Raw genomic sequence first — 14,420 nt, 5'->3', positions numbered from 1 at the left:
ATCAGTTCACCGCACGGGACACGGCGGTATCCCGGATCAGGTCTTCACGATCCGCCGACGTCGGCTTGCCGCCGCGATAGGCATCGAACACTACGGTTCGCCGCCCGGCGTCTGCTGGCGTCATGGCGCGTGGCCGCTGGATGTCGCGTGGATCCTCAATCTGGGCCGCCAGATTGGCCGTCACGGCGCATCCAAAGTTCGATGCCGACTGATTGTCGCCGGTCCGGCTCAGATTGCCCCAGGCGGTTCCGCACTGCGGCACGGCGGCGCGGATCGTCTGATAGCCGACGACCACGGGCGCACGCGGATCCGGCGCGGCGTAGCTGACCAAGGTGATGCGCTCCGGCGCGACGCCGTAGGCCGCCAAGGCCGATTGAACGTCATAGGCGATCTTCAGGGCCACCGGATCGTTTCCGGCGGGGGCTTCGATGACCATCGGCACGGCGTCGACGTAGCGATAGCGCCCGACCAACTCTTGCAGCGCGCCGTTTTGCGTTGGTGACAGGCCGCTGTCGTGAACCGCGAGGGCGATCCGATCCAGATTCGGCTCGACCTGGAGTTGATAACGCGAGGTCGGCGTCAGCGGCGGCTCGCCGCCCAAGCTGGCGGGGCCGCCGACACAGGCGCCCAGCGCCAGGGCCGTGGTCGTCACAAGTGTAGCAATCAGGGTGCGAGTCATGGATGTGCTCACTCGATCACATAGCCGACCGAACCGGCCGGGGGCGCATTCGGCAGCCCGTAGACCTGGTTCAACTGGCCGAAGAAAATGGTCTGACTATCGCTGGCCATGCGCAGGCCGTCGGCCGGCGTCTGCATCCGATCGGGCGAGGTCGGACTGACGATATAGGGCTCGACGATGACCACCAGTTCGGTTTCACCCATCAGATAATCGCGCGACCGGAACAACGATCCCAGGACCGGCAGGTTGGTCACCCCCGGCAGAGAGTCCACCGTCTGGCGCGTGGTTTCCTGAAGCAGGCCCGCGATCATCATCGATCCGCCCGATGGCAGTTCCACGGTGTTTTCACTGCGCCGAACCGTCAGACCCGGCAGAGTGATGGACGAGGGCGTGCCGGCGCCGATGGTGAAACCGCCTTGAGCCGTTAGTTCTGAAACCTCGACCTTCACCTGCAAGGAAATGCGACCGCCGGACATCACCACCGGCCGGAAGGCCAGACCCACGCCATAGGGCTTGTAGATCACGGTGATGTTGCCATCCCGGTCACGTCCTGTCGGCAGCGGAAACTCGCCGCCGGCCAGGAAGTTCGCCGCTTCGCCATTCACAGACGTCAGGTTGGGTTCGGCCAGCGTCCGGGCCAATCCCACGCGTTCGAAGGCCTCAAGACAGCCGCTCGCATTCGTGCCCGTCAGTGTCTGGAAGGCGGTCGACGCAATATTGGAGATGGCGCTGGTGATCGTGTTGCTAGAGCCAGATGACACAGTGGACTGACCGATAGCCGTCGCAGGAATCTGGACCACGTTGCCATTGACATCTGTCACGGTGACGGTCGAGGGGAAGGAACCGCTCGTCGCCTGTTGACCACTTGCCGACGCCCCGCCGGAACTGGTCTGGCTGGTGGTGGTGTTCGAGTTCGACACGTTAGTCGTCCGGCCGCCATTTTGACCGTAGCACAGACCCGTTCCGCCGGCCGCCGATCCGTTGACGCCGTAGGTATTGGGTCGGCTGAAGCCATACGAATGGATGCCCGCGCCCTTCAAGATGTCGGAGCTGAAGCCAAGCTGTTTCAGCGCGTTGCGTTGCACCTCCACCACGCGCACCCGCAGCGTCACCTGGTCGGAACCGGCGACGCTGATCATGTTGATCACCTTCTCCGGCGCTGAGACGAAGGCGGCGGCCACGCGCGCGGCCTGAGCCGCTTGAGCGGGATTATCTGCAACCCCCGTCAGGATGACGCTGTCGTTGACGGCTTCCGCGTGGATCTGCCCACCAGGAGCGATGCGGCTCAACGTGTCCTGAAGCGCGCTGGTGCCGGCGTCCACCCGAACCCGCAGGCTCAGTATGGTGCGGCCGGCTGCGTCCAAGAAGACGGCGTCGGTTTCTCCCGGCGCGATGCCGATAACTGTGATGCGCCGCGGCGAGTGCAGCATGGCCTCGGCCACCTGCGGATTGGAGACGATGACGTCGCGGGCGTCGGCGGGCAGATCCACCGCGAACGAGGTGCCGCGCGGCAGGTTGATAAGGCGCTGCGCCGCACCCGTCGAGACGGCGGCGCGGGTCTGGGCGACGCCGGCCGGCGCGGCGGCCAGAGTGGCCAGAAGGGCGCAGGCGGCTGCGGCGGCGGCCTTGCGCATCGTGGGTCGGCGCATCGGTTGGGTCCTCATGGCACGGCCACCACTTCCGGCGCGCCGCCGCGATAGATGCGCACGGCCTGGGGTTGGGAAACGGCTGCAACGGGGCGGCGCGTGGCACCGGACGGTCCGGCGGTGTCGGCATAGGATCGCAGCGACAGCGACAGTTCGCCCTCGGACTTGGCCTGGGCCAGCAGAACCGAGTCCTGCGGTCGGACTTCCAGGGTCGCGGTGGCGCCCACCACGGCCTGGGCGTCGTCGCCGACGCGGGTCGCCTGGTCGATGGCCAGGACCTTGATGTTCTGCAGCACGACGCCCGAGGCGAACTTTGACTTGGTCGCGCCCTCAACGGCGCCGTCGCGGTTTGTTTCGGCGGTCAGCACCACATCGACGCGGTCGCCCGGCAGGATGAACCCGCCGGCGGCGGATTCCACCGTCACGGCGATGGCCATCGCCCGCATGCCCGGCTCCAGATAGGCGGCCAGATAACCGCTGTCGCCGGCGCGCACGATCTTGCGCGACACGATCGGCTCGCCGGCCAGAATGGGTTCGCGGACCACCGAGCCGATATAGTCGGACTTGGCGCCGGTCGTGGCCAGTTCCGTGGCCGCCTTGGCGACGCGGTTCACGGCGTCCGTCGCCTTCGCCGTTGCGCTTTCCGCAGCGGGTTTGGCGGGCACCGGCGTGGAGCCATCGGTGATGAAGACGGGATTGACCTCATCGACGGGCCAATCTTTCCATTCGAGGTCAGCTTCCACCAGACGCTTGCCGGGTTCCAGGTCCTTGGCGGCGACCAGAACCTTGGCCATCGGACGGACTTCGACGGGAGCGGCGGCGGCGGGTGTCGTGGGTTCGTTCGACGACGACCCCATGGCCCGGACCACCAGGGCCAGACCGATGGCCGAGACGGCGGCGATGCAGATGACGACGATGCGGGCGGGCTTCATCCAGGATGTCTCCAGCAGGCGCTGTGTTTCGGATTCATCCCCCGACGCCTACCGTTAACGATCATGGGCCTTGCGGGTTAACGCTTCCTAAGCGCCGCGAACGCCGGTCAACGGGGTGTCAGCGACCGGAGGCGAAGGTCAGCAGCAGCCCGCTCTCGGGCAGGGCCAGCAGGGCGCCGATGGCGATGGCGACGCCGTAAGGAATATCGCCCTTGGGCTGCATCAGATTGATAACCCAGCCTTGCGACACCGACGGGGCGACCATCGGAAAATACTGACGCGCGGTCATCAGCAGCAGGCAGAAGGCCCCGCCCGCGATGCCGGTGTAAATCAAAAAGGGCGCGACGCCGCTCATCCCCATCCACAGACAGCTGGCGGCCAGCAGCTTGGCGTCGCCTCCGCCGATCCAGCCGGCGGCGAACATGCCCATGCCGACCAGCAAGGCCGCGAACCCGATGCCGATATGGATGGCGACATCCATCGGCGCCGCGCCGATCAGAAAGGCGATGGGGAAGAAGGCGCCGATCAGAGCCAACGAGATCCAGTTCGGAATCTTCATGGTGATCAGGTCGTGCAGACCCCCGACGACGACCAGGGCCGGGAAGACACCGAGCAGGGTGAGCAGCAGAATATCCATGACCGGCATGTTGTGCGACAGGACTTAATGTTGGGTTTCGACCACAGAAAAGGGCCGGAGCTTTTCAGCCCCGGCCCCATTCTCAGGACTTTGAACGTTTGGCGATTAGCCGGCGTTCGCGGTGTCGAGCTCAGTGCTGACCTTCGTGAAGGTGTCTTTCAGGCTGCCGCTCATGGTGCCAAGCACGGTGATCAGGGCGACGGCGATGAGAGCAGCGATCAGGCCGTATTCGATGGCGGTGGCGCCCGATTCGTCTTTGGCGAAGCGCGAGATGAACTTGGTCATGGGTAGTTCCTTTTTCAAATGGTCTAGCGAGCAACTTGGCGGGGGGAGCCGGTAGCCCGCTTGACCCCCAAACGCAGGATCAAAATGCACGAGGCCCGTTAAATCTGAGTCACGAGGTTTGGTTACGCGAGGATTTACCAAAGAAAATTCTCATATCGGCGCTTCAGCCTTTGTTGAGGATCACGGCTGCATCATGCGCGCGTCCGCGTCTGCACGCGCCACTATCAAGAGCCGCCGATGTCTCGCATCCCGTCCTTCCTGATCGCCGCCGCCCTCATCGTCGCCCCCGTCGTCGCCAGCGCCCAGGACGGCGCGCTGAATGTTGAGATCGATCGCTCGGCGCGCGTTCAGCTTCGCGGCGCCGCCGCTTCCATCATCGTCGGCAACCCCCAGATCGCAGATGTCTCGCTGGTCGACGCCAACACCATGTTCATCGTCGGCAAGGGCTATGGCGTCACTGAAGTCGTCGCTGTCGACGGCGTAGGCCGCACCCTGTTCCAGCGTGAGATCGTCGTGACAGGCGGCTCTACCGGTTCGGTTCGGGTCTGGCGGGGCGCTCAGGCGACGGAGATGGCCTGCGGCGCCTCGTGCACGCCCAGCGTCCGGTCCCCCTCGGCATCTGCTGCGCCCACAGCCCCCTGACTTCAACCATGCGCGCTCGGAGATCATTGAAGCCGCGTTTCAGCCCCTTCAGGCGGAAGCGAGACGGGTCGGCTGCGGTCGAGTTCGCCATGGTCGCCATCCCCTTCTTCCTGATGATCTTTTCGATCCTGGAGTTAGGCGTCGTATTTGTTCTGGATTCAGTGCTCGAAACGGCGGCCATGGATAGCGGCCGTCTCATTCGCACTGGCCAGGCTCACGCGCAGGGTTTCGACAAGACCAAGTTCAAAGCCCAGGTCTGCTCGAAGATGGTCGTGTTCAAATCCGACTGCGACAGTCGAATGACCGTGGATGTGAGAGTTATTCCCAAGTTCAGCGCGCCGGCTGTCGAGGACCCAATTACCAATAACGCCATGGATGACAAAAAGACCATCTACAACGGCGGCAAGGCTGGTGATCTGATTTTGGTTCGTATCTGGTATGCACATCCTCTCGCTACGCCTCTTTTAAGCCAGGCGGTATCTCGGATCGGAACAGGCAAAGTCTTGCTTACGGCGACGACCGCTTTTCGCAATGAACCGTGGCAATGACGCGCTTTCGCATGCCCCCATTCGTTCGATCATACGGACGCGACACTCGCGGCATCGCCGCAGTCGAATTTGCATTTCTCGCGCCAATCCTGATCTTGTTCTATTTCAGCATGGTGGAGTTCTGTCAGGGCTATATGGCGCTGAAACGAACTGGCCACGTCGCCGCGATGGTGGCGGACTTGGTGTCCCAGAGCGACAGCACAAGCAAAACCGACCTGACAGATGTGTTCGCGATCGGCGACCTGATCATGGCGCCGTTTGCTTCGTCCTCACTGACCCAACGCGTCAGCAGCGTCACGCGTGTAAACGCGACGACCTACAAGGTGGACTGGAGCGTTGGAAAAGGCATCTCGTCGAAACTGACGGTCGCGCAGGCCAAGGTCCCTTCAGACATGCTCGCCAACGGCGAGTCAGTGATCGTTGCCGAAGCCTTTTATGATTACAAATCACCATTCGACCGGGTCGCGCCATATGTGACCAAGTTCAGCCGCATGGCCTATCTGCGACCGCGCACCGTTGAAATGATCCCCTGCAGCGGTTGCTGACCCTTACATCCCGACCAACGCCTGTCGCATCGCTGACATCTTGACGTCCGTCTCAGCCTCCTCGGCGGCCGGATCGCTGTCCGCGACGATGCCGGCGCCGGCGAGGGTGCGATAGTTCCAGACGCCGTCGTTCAGTTCGAAACCGGCGGTCCGGATCAAGACCGATGCGGTCACGGCGCCGCCGTCCGCGATCAGGAACAACGACCCGCACCAGGGTCCGCGCGGCGGCTCGTGCGCGGCGATCACCTTCATCGCCTGATGTTTAGGCGCGCCGGTGATCGAGCCGGGCGGAAAGGTCGCTTCCAGCAGGTCGGCTGGACCCACTGCGGGCTGGGCCTCACCCGTCACGGTCGAGACCAGATGATGCACCGTCGGGTGCTGCTCGACTTCGAACAGCGTCTCCACTTGAACCGATCCGGGCCGTGACACGCGCGCCAGATCGTTGCGCATCAGGTCCACGATCATCAGATTTTCCGCCCGATCCTTCAGGCTGGCCCGAAGCTCGCTCGCCAGGGCCTGGTCCTGATCGAAATCGTCCGCGCGTGGGCGTGTGCCCTTGATCGGACGCGCCTCGATGCGGCGGCTGGCGGGATCGAAGGCGAGGAACAGTTCGGGGGAGTTCGACACCAGCGCCCGATCCCCGACCCGCCAATAGGCCCCGAACGGCGACGCCCGCTCCTTTTGCAGCCGCAGGAAGACCTCGAACGGATCGCGGCCGGGGCTCAGCTCCCCGGACCAGGCCCGGGCGATATTGGCCTGGAACAGCTCCCCCGCCCCGATGCGCTGCACCACATCCGCGACCGCGTCGCGGTAGGCGCTCGCCGGCGCCTCGGCCTCGAACCGCTCGGCCGGCGCGGAGGGCGTCACGACCGGCGCTGCCGTCGCCAGCCAGGTCAGGGCCCGCTCGGCTGCGGCCGCCGCCTGCTCCGCCGTCGCGCCTCTTCCCGTGGCGCACACTGAGCGATGCTGATGATCGAAGCTCAGCATGGCGGGATAGCGCGCCAGCATCAGGTCGGGCCAGACCGTCTCGCGCGGTCCGGTGGCCGGCCGGGCGCCCGCGTCATAGGCAGCCAGACCGACGGCGCCGGCGGCAAACAGCGGATCCCGCAGCGCCTCGAACGGCGCGGCGTCATCCACCGGGCCGACCCGCGCGACGTCCGGCGCCTGGGCGACATGGGACCAGCGGCCGCCCGGCCCGCCGTCCGACAACAGGGCCAAGGCGCCGTCGCCGCCGCCGAGACCCGCCGCCACCGCGACCGGATCGACCCAGGGCGCGTCGCGCGTGACAGTGTGGCTGAAAACCTCGCTCACGCGGTCAGCCGCTCCACGATCCGATCACGGCGCGTCGCATCGACGCCCAGCGCCTCCTTCAGATAGGCGTCCACCGATCCGTGCCGCGCTTCGACCTCGGCGAATGCGGCCTCCAGATAGGCGGCCTCGACCCCCAGAAAGGCCACGATCGCGTCGTCCGACGCGACCCGACCCGTCATCTTGTGCAGCTGTCTGGCGATGCCGGGCGCCCGGCCCGCCAGATCGACGGCGGTGTTGGTCAGCAGATAGTCCTCGACCATGTCGTCGCGCGACACGCCCAGCAGATGGTGGGTCAGGGCGGCGAGAAAACCGGTCCGATCCTTGCCCGCCGCGCAATGGATCACCACCGCCCGATTTCGAGAAGTTTCGGCCTGATCCGCCAAGGCCTGGAAATAGCGGCCGAACACCTCCTGATGCGAGGCGTCGAACGGCAGGGTGCGATAGGTCTGGGTCATGAAGCGCCGCCCGGAGTCCGGCGTCAGATCGGCGGTCTTCAGAAAGGTGATGTGCGGCGCCTCGGCGCCGTCGTCCACGCCGCCCTCGATGACCTGTCCGCTGAAGCCTTCAGGCCGGCGCGACGGCTGATCGCGGCGCTCGCCGGGTCGGCGCAGATCGACCACCGCCCCGATGTCCAGCGCCTTCAGCCGCTCCAGATCCGCCTCGCTGGCCCGCGCGTGGTGGGCCGAACGCAGCAGACGGCCGGGCTTCACGCGCCGCCCGGCCGCCGTGGCGTAGTCGCCATAGTCCCGAAAGTTGTCGATGGCCTCGAAGGCGTGAAGGCGGTCGGTCATGACCGCGCTTCTAGCCTATGTTCACCGCTCTGGCAGCAGGCCCGCCATTGCATCCAGATAGGCGACGAAGGCGTCGCGTCCCTGATCGGTCAGACTGGCCTCCGTCAGCGGCTTGCGACCGTTGAAACGCTTGGAGACGGCGACAAACCCCGCCTCTTCCAGCTTTCGCAGATGGACCGACAGATTGCCGTCCGTGGTCTGCAACCGGGTCTTCAGGGTGGTGAAGTCGGCCGATCCGGCCCCGGACAGAAAAGCCATGATCCCCAGCCGGATGCGCCCGTGAATGACGTCGTCGATCCGGCTGATGTCGAAGTCGTCGGCCATGCTCAGACCACCTCCGACGGTTCCTGACGCATCAGGACGATGCCCGGGACCAGCGCGATGGCGACGAGGACAATCGTGAAGACCAGATAAATCATGGGGCTGTCGATGAACCAAGCCACGGCAACCGCGCCGGCATAGGCCGCAAAGGCCGTGAACGACATCCAGCGCGTTTTGGTCATCGCTGCGCCAATCATCCAGGCCGAGCCATAGGCAACCAGCACCGTCGTCGGCATCACGGCCATCCACGACCAGTTTCCGGTCTTTACGGACAGGGCAACCAGCGCCAGCCAGGTTACGAAGATTCCGTAGCCTACGCCGGACCAAGCTGCTCCCACTGCCTTGTTTCCCGCTGAGTTGATGCCGGGCTTTCCCTTCATACGCCCGATCAAGAGACTCAGGGCGACTGCGAAGACGACGCCTGCGCCGATCCACAACCACAACTGAGCCCATGGATTCACTTGAACGGCGCCCGATTGAATCGCCCATTGCCCGAGACTAGCGCCACCGAAAACCACGGCCGCGGCTATGAGGATCGGCCCGGCCAGAAGGGGGGCATGCCGCCCCTCGTGCGCCAGGCTGCGCATATAGGCGATGTCGTCCTGAATGGCTTGGGTCTCGCGGGTCATGATGCTCTCCTCCTCGAACCGTTGAGACAACATCACTCATTTGCTTTGTGTTGTAAAGTTCTTTCTTAACGGGCCGCTCTACGCATGAAAAAGGGGCGAAGCCTTTGGCTCCGCCCCTCGTTCGACTTCGTATATTAGCCTAAAGTCGTGGCGCGCCGCGTCCACGCAGTCCGCCGGCCACCAAGGCGATGACGAACAGGATAATGGCCACGACGGCGACGAACTTCGCGATCTCGAACGAGAAGTTCGCAATGCCGCCGAAGCCGAGAACGGCCGCGACGAGGGCCACGACGAGGAAGATAATTGCCCAGCGCATCATGGGTTTAGCTCTCCTGAGTTGATGTTGCCGTCGGCGACCCGGGAGCCGTTCGTCGGTCTGCATCATCAACGCCAGGGTCGCCTGGCCGTTCCATCGCCTATCGACGGCGACGACGCGAATAGCCGCCCTGATCCATCTTGCGATCCGCGACCATGCTGGCGACGATCGCCGCCAGAGCCGGGTTGCGCAGCAACAGGAAGGCGGCGCCCAGACCGCCCACGGCGCCGACGATCGGCCGCTCGCGAACGATGTGGATCACCTTGCCCAGCAGGCCCTCAGGCTCATCTTCCTCTTCGGCGTCGTCGTGCTTGTCGCCCTTCAGGAAGACCAGCGCCACGATCAGGGCGACCAGGGCGAACAGACCAAAGGTCACGGCCGCCGCGCCGAGCGGCGTCAGCGTCAGGCTGAGCGCATAGAAGATGGCCACGCCAAGGAAGACGACGGCCAGGAAAGCACTGGCGGCGACGACAGCCGTCGCCACCAGTTTTTTGACGATGCCCTTGAACATCAGCGACGGCGGCCGGCCAGCAGCATGCCGAGGATGACGCCGACGCCGAGCGCCACGGCGGTCGATTGCAGCGGACGCTCCTGCACGCGCTCGACGACATAGCGTTGCGCCTCATCGAAGCGTTCGGCCGCGTCGTCATAATATTCGCGACCCTTCACGCGGGCCTCGTCGTAATAGCTGCGGGCCTGCTCGCGGACTTCGTCGCTCTTGGCGCGCAGCTTGGCCTCGGCCTCGGCGGCCTTGTCGCGCAGGCGTTGGGTCTCTTCGCGGGCGCCGGTCTTCAGATCCTCTTTGAGGGTCTTCAGGTCGGCCTTGATATCTTCTCGAGCCTTGGTGGTGGCCATGGTGCGCGCTCCGTTGAAAGCTTGGCGGTAGAATAGAGAACCCCGTGTTGCAACGCCACATGCGCAACGAGGTTCCGTTAGGTGGGTCGGCTGTGCGCCTCTCGCCACGGGCTTTTCGCCGCACTAGAACGGTCGCCATGACCCAATGGCTGTTCGCGCCCCGCCCCGCCCCGTCCTTGCCGATCGTCGGATCGGGCCAGCGGTTCCCCGTTCGCCGCATTCTGTGCGTGGGCCAGAACTACGCCGCCCATGCGCGCGAAATGGGGTCGGACCCCGACAAACAGACGCCCTTCTTCTTCACTAAGCCGGGCGACGCCATCGTTTCCGACGGCGCGAACCCATCCTATCCGTCGGCCACCGCGAACCTGCACTACGAGGCCGAACTGGTCGCCGCGATCGGGCCGGGCAAGGATGGCGGCGTCGCTATCGTCGGCTGGGCCGTCGGCTGCGACCTGACCCGCCGCGATCTTCAGGCCGAGGCCAAGACCGCCGGCCGGCCCTGGGACGCCGCCAAGGGGTTCGATCAGTCCGCGCCCTGCGGTCCCATCACCCTGGGCGACCTGCCGTCGCCCGATGGCGCCATCCGCCTGAGCGTCAATGGCGAAACCAGACAGGACAGCGTCCTGAACGACATGATTCTGAACCCCGACCGGATCGTCGCGGCCGCCGCCGCCCTGTGGTCGCTGCAACCCGGGGACCTGATCTTCACCGGCACCCCGTCCGGCGTCGGCCCGGTCAAGCCGGGCGACCGCGTGGTCGTCACCATCGACGGTCTGGAAACGCTCAGCTTCGAGATCCAGCCATGATCCTGCACGGCTACTGGCGCTCGGGCGCCAGCTACCGGGTCCGCATCGCCCTGAACCTGAAGGGGATCACCTACGACAACGCCGCTCACGACCTGCGCAAGGGCGAACAGAAGACGCCCGACTATGTGGCGCTGAACCCGCAGGGCATGGTCCCCGCCCTCCAGGACGGCGATATGGTCCTGACCCAGAGCCCGGCCATTCTGGAATGGCTGGAGGAAACCCGCCCCGACCCGGCTCTGCTGCCGAAGGGGGCGAACGACCGGGCGAACGTGCGCGCCATGGCCGCGCTGATCGGCTGCGACATTCATCCGCTCAACAATCTGCGCGTGTTGAAGGCCATCCGGTCTGAATTGAACGCCGATCAGGCCGCCGTGGACGCCTGGGCGGCCCGGTGGATCGCGCCGGGCTTCGACGCGCTGGAGGCTTTGGTCGCCCGCCACGGCGCCGGATGGAGCTTCGGCGACGCCCCGACCCTGGTCGATTGTTATTTGATTCCGCAGATGTATTCGGCGCGGCGCTTCAACATGGACCTGTCGCCCTGGCCGCGTCTGCTGGCGGTCGAACAGACCGCCCTGGCCCACCCCGCCTTCGCCTCGGCCCACCCGGACTTGCAGCCTGACGCCGACGCCTGATTTTCGCCTCAGTGCGCATATCAGCGGTGGATAAGTAGGGTTCGCTTAAGGTCTCGCTCAGCGTCCCTTAAGCATTGGCGATCATAGTGTCGGGCGTGTCGTATTCCCCCGCCACACCTTCGGCGTCGTCGCCCATCCATCGCCTGGCCCTCGCCGTGGTGACCGAGCCCGAGCGCGCGCCCGGCGCCTTCATGAGCGCGCCGTCCGGCGCTCGCGAGGAAGCCATGCGTTTTCTGCTGCAAACCGGAGCCGACGCCGGGGTCAAGCTGATCGCCACCCGGCCCGAGGGCGACGGCGAACGCCTGTTGGGCCAGGCCTGGCCCTTCCCCTCGCCTTTCCAGGTCACGGTCCGCACCGTGCCGCTCAGCGAAGGTCTGGACCGGGTCGAGGCCCGCGCTCGTCGTTCGCTGGAGCGGATGGGCCTACCGCGCGGTGACGTGCTTCTGATTTCCAACGCCGCCGATCTGGCCGGCGCCGAGGGCCGCGCCCTGTGGGATCGCGCCCGCAGCCTGAAGGATCGCGGCCTGTTCCGCCGCATCGGTTTCTGCGCCACGATCGAGGACGGCCCCGCGCTTCTGGCCCGCCGTCTGGAAGCCGATGTGGTCCAGGTGCCCTGCAGCCTATTGGACCAGCGCGCGGCCCAGGACGGCGTGCTGGAAGCCATCGCCGACACAGGCGCCTCGGTTCATCTGTCTTCGGTCTTCGCTGGCGGCCTGCTGTTCGCCGGCGGCGACGATCTGCCCACCGAACTGGCCAGTCATGCCCAGGCCCTGTCGCGCACGCGCCGGCGTCTGGCCGAGCAGCGCTGCGATCCGATGCAGGCGGCGCTCGGTTACGCCCTGGCCCTTCCCGGCGTCGACAAGGTCGTGGCCAGCGTCGCCTCGGCCGCCGAACTGCGCGCCATCCTGGCCGCCGCCCACGCCCCCTGTCCCAATCTAGACTGGTCGGCCCTGGCGCTCGAGGCGCCGGCGGCCTTCACCGCCGACGCCCGCGCCCGGATCAGTAGCGCAGCCTGATCCCGACATAGCCGGACCGTCCCGGCTCGCCGTATCCGAACACCTGCTGATAGTGTTCGTCGCCCAGGTTCTCGATCCGCGCCGTCAGCGTGACCTGATCGGTCAGTTCATAGGCCGCGTTCAGATTGGCGGTGACGAAGCCGTCGCGCGCCACGGTCGAGAAGCCGCCCGAATCGTCCTGATCGCCTTCCGCCCGCACGGTCAGCGCGCCGGACAGACGGTCGCCCGTCCAGCCCAGGGTCGCCGAACCCGCGTGTTCCGGCACTCGCAGCAGGCGCGCGCCTGTCGTGCGGTCCGTCGCGTCGGTCCAGGCATAGGCCAGGGTCAGGTCGAAGCCGCCGCCCAGCAGGGCGCGGCCTTCCAGCTCGAACCCGTCCGAACGCGTCTTGGCGACATTGATGTAGCGACCGGCCGAATAAGTGATCTGGTCCTCGACATTCAGGCGATAAAGGGTCGCCCGCCCGTCCAACCGTCCGTCGGCCGAGGCCCAGCCCAGGGCGACCTCGACGCTGTCGGCCGTTTCCGGCTTCAGCTCGGGATAGGGCCGAGGCGCAAAGCAGAAGTCGCAGACCGCCTGGCTGACCGTCGGCGACTTGAAGCCTGTGCCATAGGCGCCCGACAGGATGAAACCCCCGGCCAGATCATAGGCCGCCGACACCCGCCCCGTCGTCTTGGAGCCGAAATCGTCGGTGTCGTCATAACGCAGTCCGCCGGTCAGGTTCAGCGCGCCGACATCGTATTGGGCCACGCCGAACACCGAGGTGATCGACAGGTCGCGCGACAGGCCTGACGACAGGGCCGCCGAGGCCTCGTTCCGCTCGACGCCGAACGCATAGTCGATGTCCTGCGCCTGGCCGTTCGCCTGCCAGCGATAGGCCTGACGGTCGCCGGTGAAGGTCGAGCCGAAGCCGCCGCTGACCGAGCTGCGATCCAAATCCGACGCCGAGACGCTGAACTGATGCGTCAGGCCGAACGCCTTGGCCGTCACCCGGCCAAAGCCCGACCACTGCTCGCTTTCCTGGGTGTCGTCGGTGTCGGCCAGCGCATAGTTCGGCGCCGGGAAGCCGTCGATATCGGCCTTGGATTTGTTCCAGCGCACCGATCCATCGACCTTGACTGCATCGGACAGGACATAGCGACCCTTGGCGCCGAGCGTCGTGCTACGGAAGCCGTCGGCCTCGGTGTTGCCGTCCGCCTCGTCCGCCGCCGAAATCCCGTCGGTGTCGAAGCGCGACGCATAGGCGCTGAAGGCGTAGGTCTCGTTGGCGACGCCCGCCGACACGCGGCCGCGCACGGTGTCGAAGCTGCCGGCCTCGGCCTCGGCGCGCAGGCCGTCGATCTCTTGCGTCGTGAAGGAAATCACCCCGCCAATGGCGTCGGATCCCCACAGCGACGACTGCGGGCCGCTCAGCACTTCGATCCGCGCGATATCGGCCAGCTCGAAGCTGGAGAAATCATAGGCGCCGTTCGGCTCGGCCGCATCGTTGACCGGCGCGCCGTCGACCAGGACCAGGGTCTTGCCGGGCGTCGCGCCGCGCATCCGCACCTGGGCTACACCGCCAAAGGCGCCCGAACGCGTCACCGACAGACCCGGCACATCGGCCAGGATGTCGGCGGCGAAGATCGCGCCGCGCTGCGCGATGATCTTGCCGTCGATGACGCGGGCGCCGGGCGTGTCGGCGACGATGGCCGGGATGCGGGTGGCGGTGACGATCACCTGGTCCAGCTGGGTCGCGTCCTCGGCAAAGGCAGGTGCGGCGAAGGCGGCCGCGATCGCCGCCGTCGAAAGAAGAATGGAACGCTTCATTGAGCGATACCCCCGTGTTCGG

Annotated in this window: 19 protein-coding genes; 6 read left to right on the top strand and 13 right to left on the bottom strand. The window is 66.0% G+C overall.

Features of this window, described 5'->3' with window-relative positions:
- Window position 1 precedes the first annotated feature (1 nt).
- The 5 genes from GGC30_RS04435 to GGC30_RS04415 all read right to left on the bottom strand — a co-directional run bounded on the left by GGC30_RS04435 (window position 2) and on the right by GGC30_RS04415 (window position 4,179).
- Window positions 2-679, bottom strand: a complete 678-nt coding sequence (locus GGC30_RS04435) for a CpaD family pilus assembly protein (RefSeq protein WP_153922874.1) — start codon at window positions 677-679, stop codon at window positions 2-4.
- 8 nt (window positions 680-687) lie between these two features.
- Complete coding sequence (locus tag GGC30_RS04430; protein WP_153922873.1) at window positions 688-2,328, bottom strand: type II and III secretion system protein family protein; 1,641 nt, start codon at window positions 2,326-2,328, stop codon at window positions 688-690.
- A gap of 11 nt (window positions 2,329-2,339) precedes the next feature.
- On the bottom strand, window positions 2,340-3,257 hold the full coding sequence (gene cpaB, locus GGC30_RS04425; RefSeq protein WP_153922872.1) for a Flp pilus assembly protein CpaB: 918 nt from the start codon (window positions 3,255-3,257) through the stop codon (window positions 2,340-2,342).
- Window positions 3,258-3,375: 118 nt separating this feature from the next.
- The gene (locus GGC30_RS04420; RefSeq protein ID WP_194943522.1) at window positions 3,376-3,894 is read right to left on the bottom strand and encodes a prepilin peptidase; all 519 of its coding nucleotides are present in this window, start codon (window positions 3,892-3,894) and stop codon (window positions 3,376-3,378) included.
- Window positions 3,895-3,999: 105 nt separating this feature from the next.
- Entirely contained in the window at window positions 4,000-4,179 is a 180-nt protein-coding gene (locus GGC30_RS04415; RefSeq protein WP_091750715.1) for a Flp family type IVb pilin, read from the bottom strand.
- 237 nt (window positions 4,180-4,416) lie between these two features.
- Between GGC30_RS04415 and GGC30_RS04410 the strand changes: the two genes are divergently transcribed.
- From GGC30_RS04410 to GGC30_RS04400, 3 genes are read left to right on the top strand one after another with little or no spacing between them, the layout of a single operon-like run.
- Complete coding sequence (locus tag GGC30_RS04410; RefSeq protein WP_153922870.1) at window positions 4,417-4,821, top strand: pilus assembly protein N-terminal domain-containing protein; 405 nt, start codon at window positions 4,417-4,419, stop codon at window positions 4,819-4,821.
- A gap of 8 nt (window positions 4,822-4,829) precedes the next feature.
- Entirely contained in the window at window positions 4,830-5,369 is a 540-nt protein-coding gene (locus GGC30_RS04405) for a TadE/TadG family type IV pilus assembly protein (RefSeq protein WP_137720771.1), read from the top strand.
- Window positions 5,366-5,914, top strand: a complete 549-nt coding sequence (locus GGC30_RS04400) for a TadE/TadG family type IV pilus assembly protein (protein ID WP_153922869.1) — start codon at window positions 5,366-5,368, stop codon at window positions 5,912-5,914. The genes GGC30_RS04405 and GGC30_RS04400 overlap by 4 nt, the downstream gene beginning before the upstream one ends.
- A gap of 3 nt (window positions 5,915-5,917) precedes the next feature.
- Here the strand turns inward: GGC30_RS04400 and GGC30_RS04395 are convergent, their stop codons facing one another.
- From GGC30_RS04395 to GGC30_RS04365, 7 genes are all read right to left on the bottom strand, one after another.
- Complete coding sequence (locus GGC30_RS04395; protein WP_370451872.1) at window positions 5,918-7,225, bottom strand: anthranilate synthase component I family protein; 1,308 nt, start codon at window positions 7,223-7,225, stop codon at window positions 5,918-5,920.
- Window positions 7,222-8,016, bottom strand: coding sequence for a tyrosine-protein phosphatase (locus GGC30_RS04390; protein ID WP_153922868.1), 795 nt, complete (start codon window positions 8,014-8,016; stop codon window positions 7,222-7,224). The genes GGC30_RS04395 and GGC30_RS04390 overlap by 4 nt, the downstream gene beginning before the upstream one ends.
- Before the next feature lie 21 nt (window positions 8,017-8,037).
- On the bottom strand, window positions 8,038-8,340 hold the full coding sequence (locus GGC30_RS04385; protein ID WP_017506148.1) for a transcriptional regulator: 303 nt from the start codon (window positions 8,338-8,340) through the stop codon (window positions 8,038-8,040).
- A 2-nt stretch (window positions 8,341-8,342) separates the two neighbouring features.
- Entirely contained in the window at window positions 8,343-8,966 is a 624-nt protein-coding gene (locus GGC30_RS04380; protein ID WP_228763587.1) for a hypothetical protein, read from the bottom strand.
- A gap of 139 nt (window positions 8,967-9,105) precedes the next feature.
- Window positions 9,106-9,285 (bottom strand): DUF1328 domain-containing protein, encoded by a 180-nt coding sequence (locus tag GGC30_RS04375; RefSeq protein ID WP_039243970.1) that lies wholly within the window; start codon window positions 9,283-9,285, stop codon window positions 9,106-9,108.
- A gap of 97 nt (window positions 9,286-9,382) precedes the next feature.
- On the bottom strand, window positions 9,383-9,793 hold the full coding sequence (locus GGC30_RS04370) for a hypothetical protein (RefSeq protein WP_091750734.1): 411 nt from the start codon (window positions 9,791-9,793) through the stop codon (window positions 9,383-9,385).
- Window positions 9,793-10,137 carry a YqjD family protein gene (locus GGC30_RS04365; protein WP_017506144.1) on the bottom strand — a complete coding sequence of 115 codons (345 nt, stop codon included), beginning with the start codon at window positions 10,135-10,137 and terminating at the stop codon, window positions 9,793-9,795. Before GGC30_RS04365 ends, GGC30_RS04370 begins: the two co-directional genes overlap by 1 nt.
- Window positions 10,138-10,274: 137 nt before the next feature.
- On the opposite strand from GGC30_RS04365, the gene GGC30_RS04360 reads away from it, so the two are divergent.
- From GGC30_RS04360 to GGC30_RS04350, 3 genes are all read left to right on the top strand, one after another.
- Window positions 10,275-10,943 (top strand): fumarylacetoacetate hydrolase family protein, encoded by a 669-nt coding sequence (locus tag GGC30_RS04360; RefSeq protein ID WP_153922867.1) that lies wholly within the window; start codon window positions 10,275-10,277, stop codon window positions 10,941-10,943.
- Window positions 10,940-11,575, top strand: coding sequence for a maleylacetoacetate isomerase (gene maiA / locus GGC30_RS04355; protein WP_153922866.1), 636 nt, complete (start codon window positions 10,940-10,942; stop codon window positions 11,573-11,575). The genes GGC30_RS04360 and maiA overlap by 4 nt, the downstream gene beginning before the upstream one ends.
- 95 nt (window positions 11,576-11,670) lie before the next feature.
- Complete coding sequence (locus GGC30_RS04350) at window positions 11,671-12,591, top strand: aldo/keto reductase (RefSeq protein WP_370451871.1); 921 nt, start codon at window positions 11,671-11,673, stop codon at window positions 12,589-12,591.
- Here GGC30_RS04350 and GGC30_RS04345 read toward each other — a convergent pair.
- Window positions 12,575-14,398 (bottom strand): TonB-dependent siderophore receptor, encoded by a 1,824-nt coding sequence (locus GGC30_RS04345; protein ID WP_153922864.1) that lies wholly within the window; start codon window positions 14,396-14,398, stop codon window positions 12,575-12,577. The two genes, GGC30_RS04350 and GGC30_RS04345, sit on opposite strands and share 17 nt — an antisense overlap.
- Window positions 14,399-14,420: the final 22 nt, after the last annotated feature.

Source organism: Brevundimonas sp. SPF441 (genome assembly GCF_009661015.1).
GTDB lineage: Bacteria > Pseudomonadota > Alphaproteobacteria > Caulobacterales > Caulobacteraceae > Brevundimonas > Brevundimonas vesicularis.
This window is presented reverse-complemented; position numbering and strand designations above follow the sequence as displayed.

Bases quoted from the DNA above. Each gene is read 5' to 3' on its own strand.
- GGC30_RS04435 (WP_153922874.1), bottom strand. From the start codon at position 679: ATGACTCGCACCCTGATTGCTACACTTGTGACGACCACGGCCCTGGCG.
- GGC30_RS04430 (WP_153922873.1), bottom strand. From the start codon at position 2,328: ATGCGCCGACCCACGATGCGCAAGGCCGCCGCCGCAGCCGCCTGCGCC.
- cpaB (WP_153922872.1), bottom strand. From the start codon at position 3,257: ATGAAGCCCGCCCGCATCGTCGTCATCTGCATCGCCGCCGTCTCGGCC.
- GGC30_RS04420 (WP_194943522.1), bottom strand. From the start codon at position 3,894: ATGGATATTCTGCTGCTCACCCTGCTCGGTGTCTTCCCGGCCCTGGTC.
- GGC30_RS04415 (WP_091750715.1), bottom strand. From the start codon at position 4,179: ATGACCAAGTTCATCTCGCGCTTCGCCAAAGACGAATCGGGCGCCACC.
- GGC30_RS04410 (WP_153922870.1), top strand. From the start codon at position 4,417: ATGTCTCGCATCCCGTCCTTCCTGATCGCCGCCGCCCTCATCGTCGCC.
- GGC30_RS04405 (WP_137720771.1), top strand. From the start codon at position 4,830: ATGCGCGCTCGGAGATCATTGAAGCCGCGTTTCAGCCCCTTCAGGCGG.
- GGC30_RS04400 (WP_153922869.1), top strand. From the start codon at position 5,366: ATGACGCGCTTTCGCATGCCCCCATTCGTTCGATCATACGGACGCGAC.
- GGC30_RS04390 (WP_153922868.1), bottom strand. From the start codon at position 8,016: ATGACCGACCGCCTTCACGCCTTCGAGGCCATCGACAACTTTCGGGAC.
- GGC30_RS04385 (WP_017506148.1), bottom strand. From the start codon at position 8,340: ATGGCCGACGACTTCGACATCAGCCGGATCGACGACGTCATTCACGGG.
- GGC30_RS04380 (WP_228763587.1), bottom strand. From the start codon at position 8,966: ATGACCCGCGAGACCCAAGCCATTCAGGACGACATCGCCTATATGCGC.
- GGC30_RS04375 (WP_039243970.1), bottom strand. From the start codon at position 9,285: ATGATGCGCTGGGCAATTATCTTCCTCGTCGTGGCCCTCGTCGCGGCC.
- GGC30_RS04370 (WP_091750734.1), bottom strand. From the start codon at position 9,793: ATGTTCAAGGGCATCGTCAAAAAACTGGTGGCGACGGCTGTCGTCGCC.
- GGC30_RS04365 (WP_017506144.1), bottom strand. From the start codon at position 10,137: ATGGCCACCACCAAGGCTCGAGAAGATATCAAGGCCGACCTGAAGACC.
- GGC30_RS04360 (WP_153922867.1), top strand. From the start codon at position 10,275: ATGACCCAATGGCTGTTCGCGCCCCGCCCCGCCCCGTCCTTGCCGATC.
- maiA (WP_153922866.1), top strand. From the start codon at position 10,940: ATGATCCTGCACGGCTACTGGCGCTCGGGCGCCAGCTACCGGGTCCGC.
- GGC30_RS04345 (WP_153922864.1), bottom strand. From the start codon at position 14,398: ATGAAGCGTTCCATTCTTCTTTCGACGGCGGCGATCGCGGCCGCCTTC.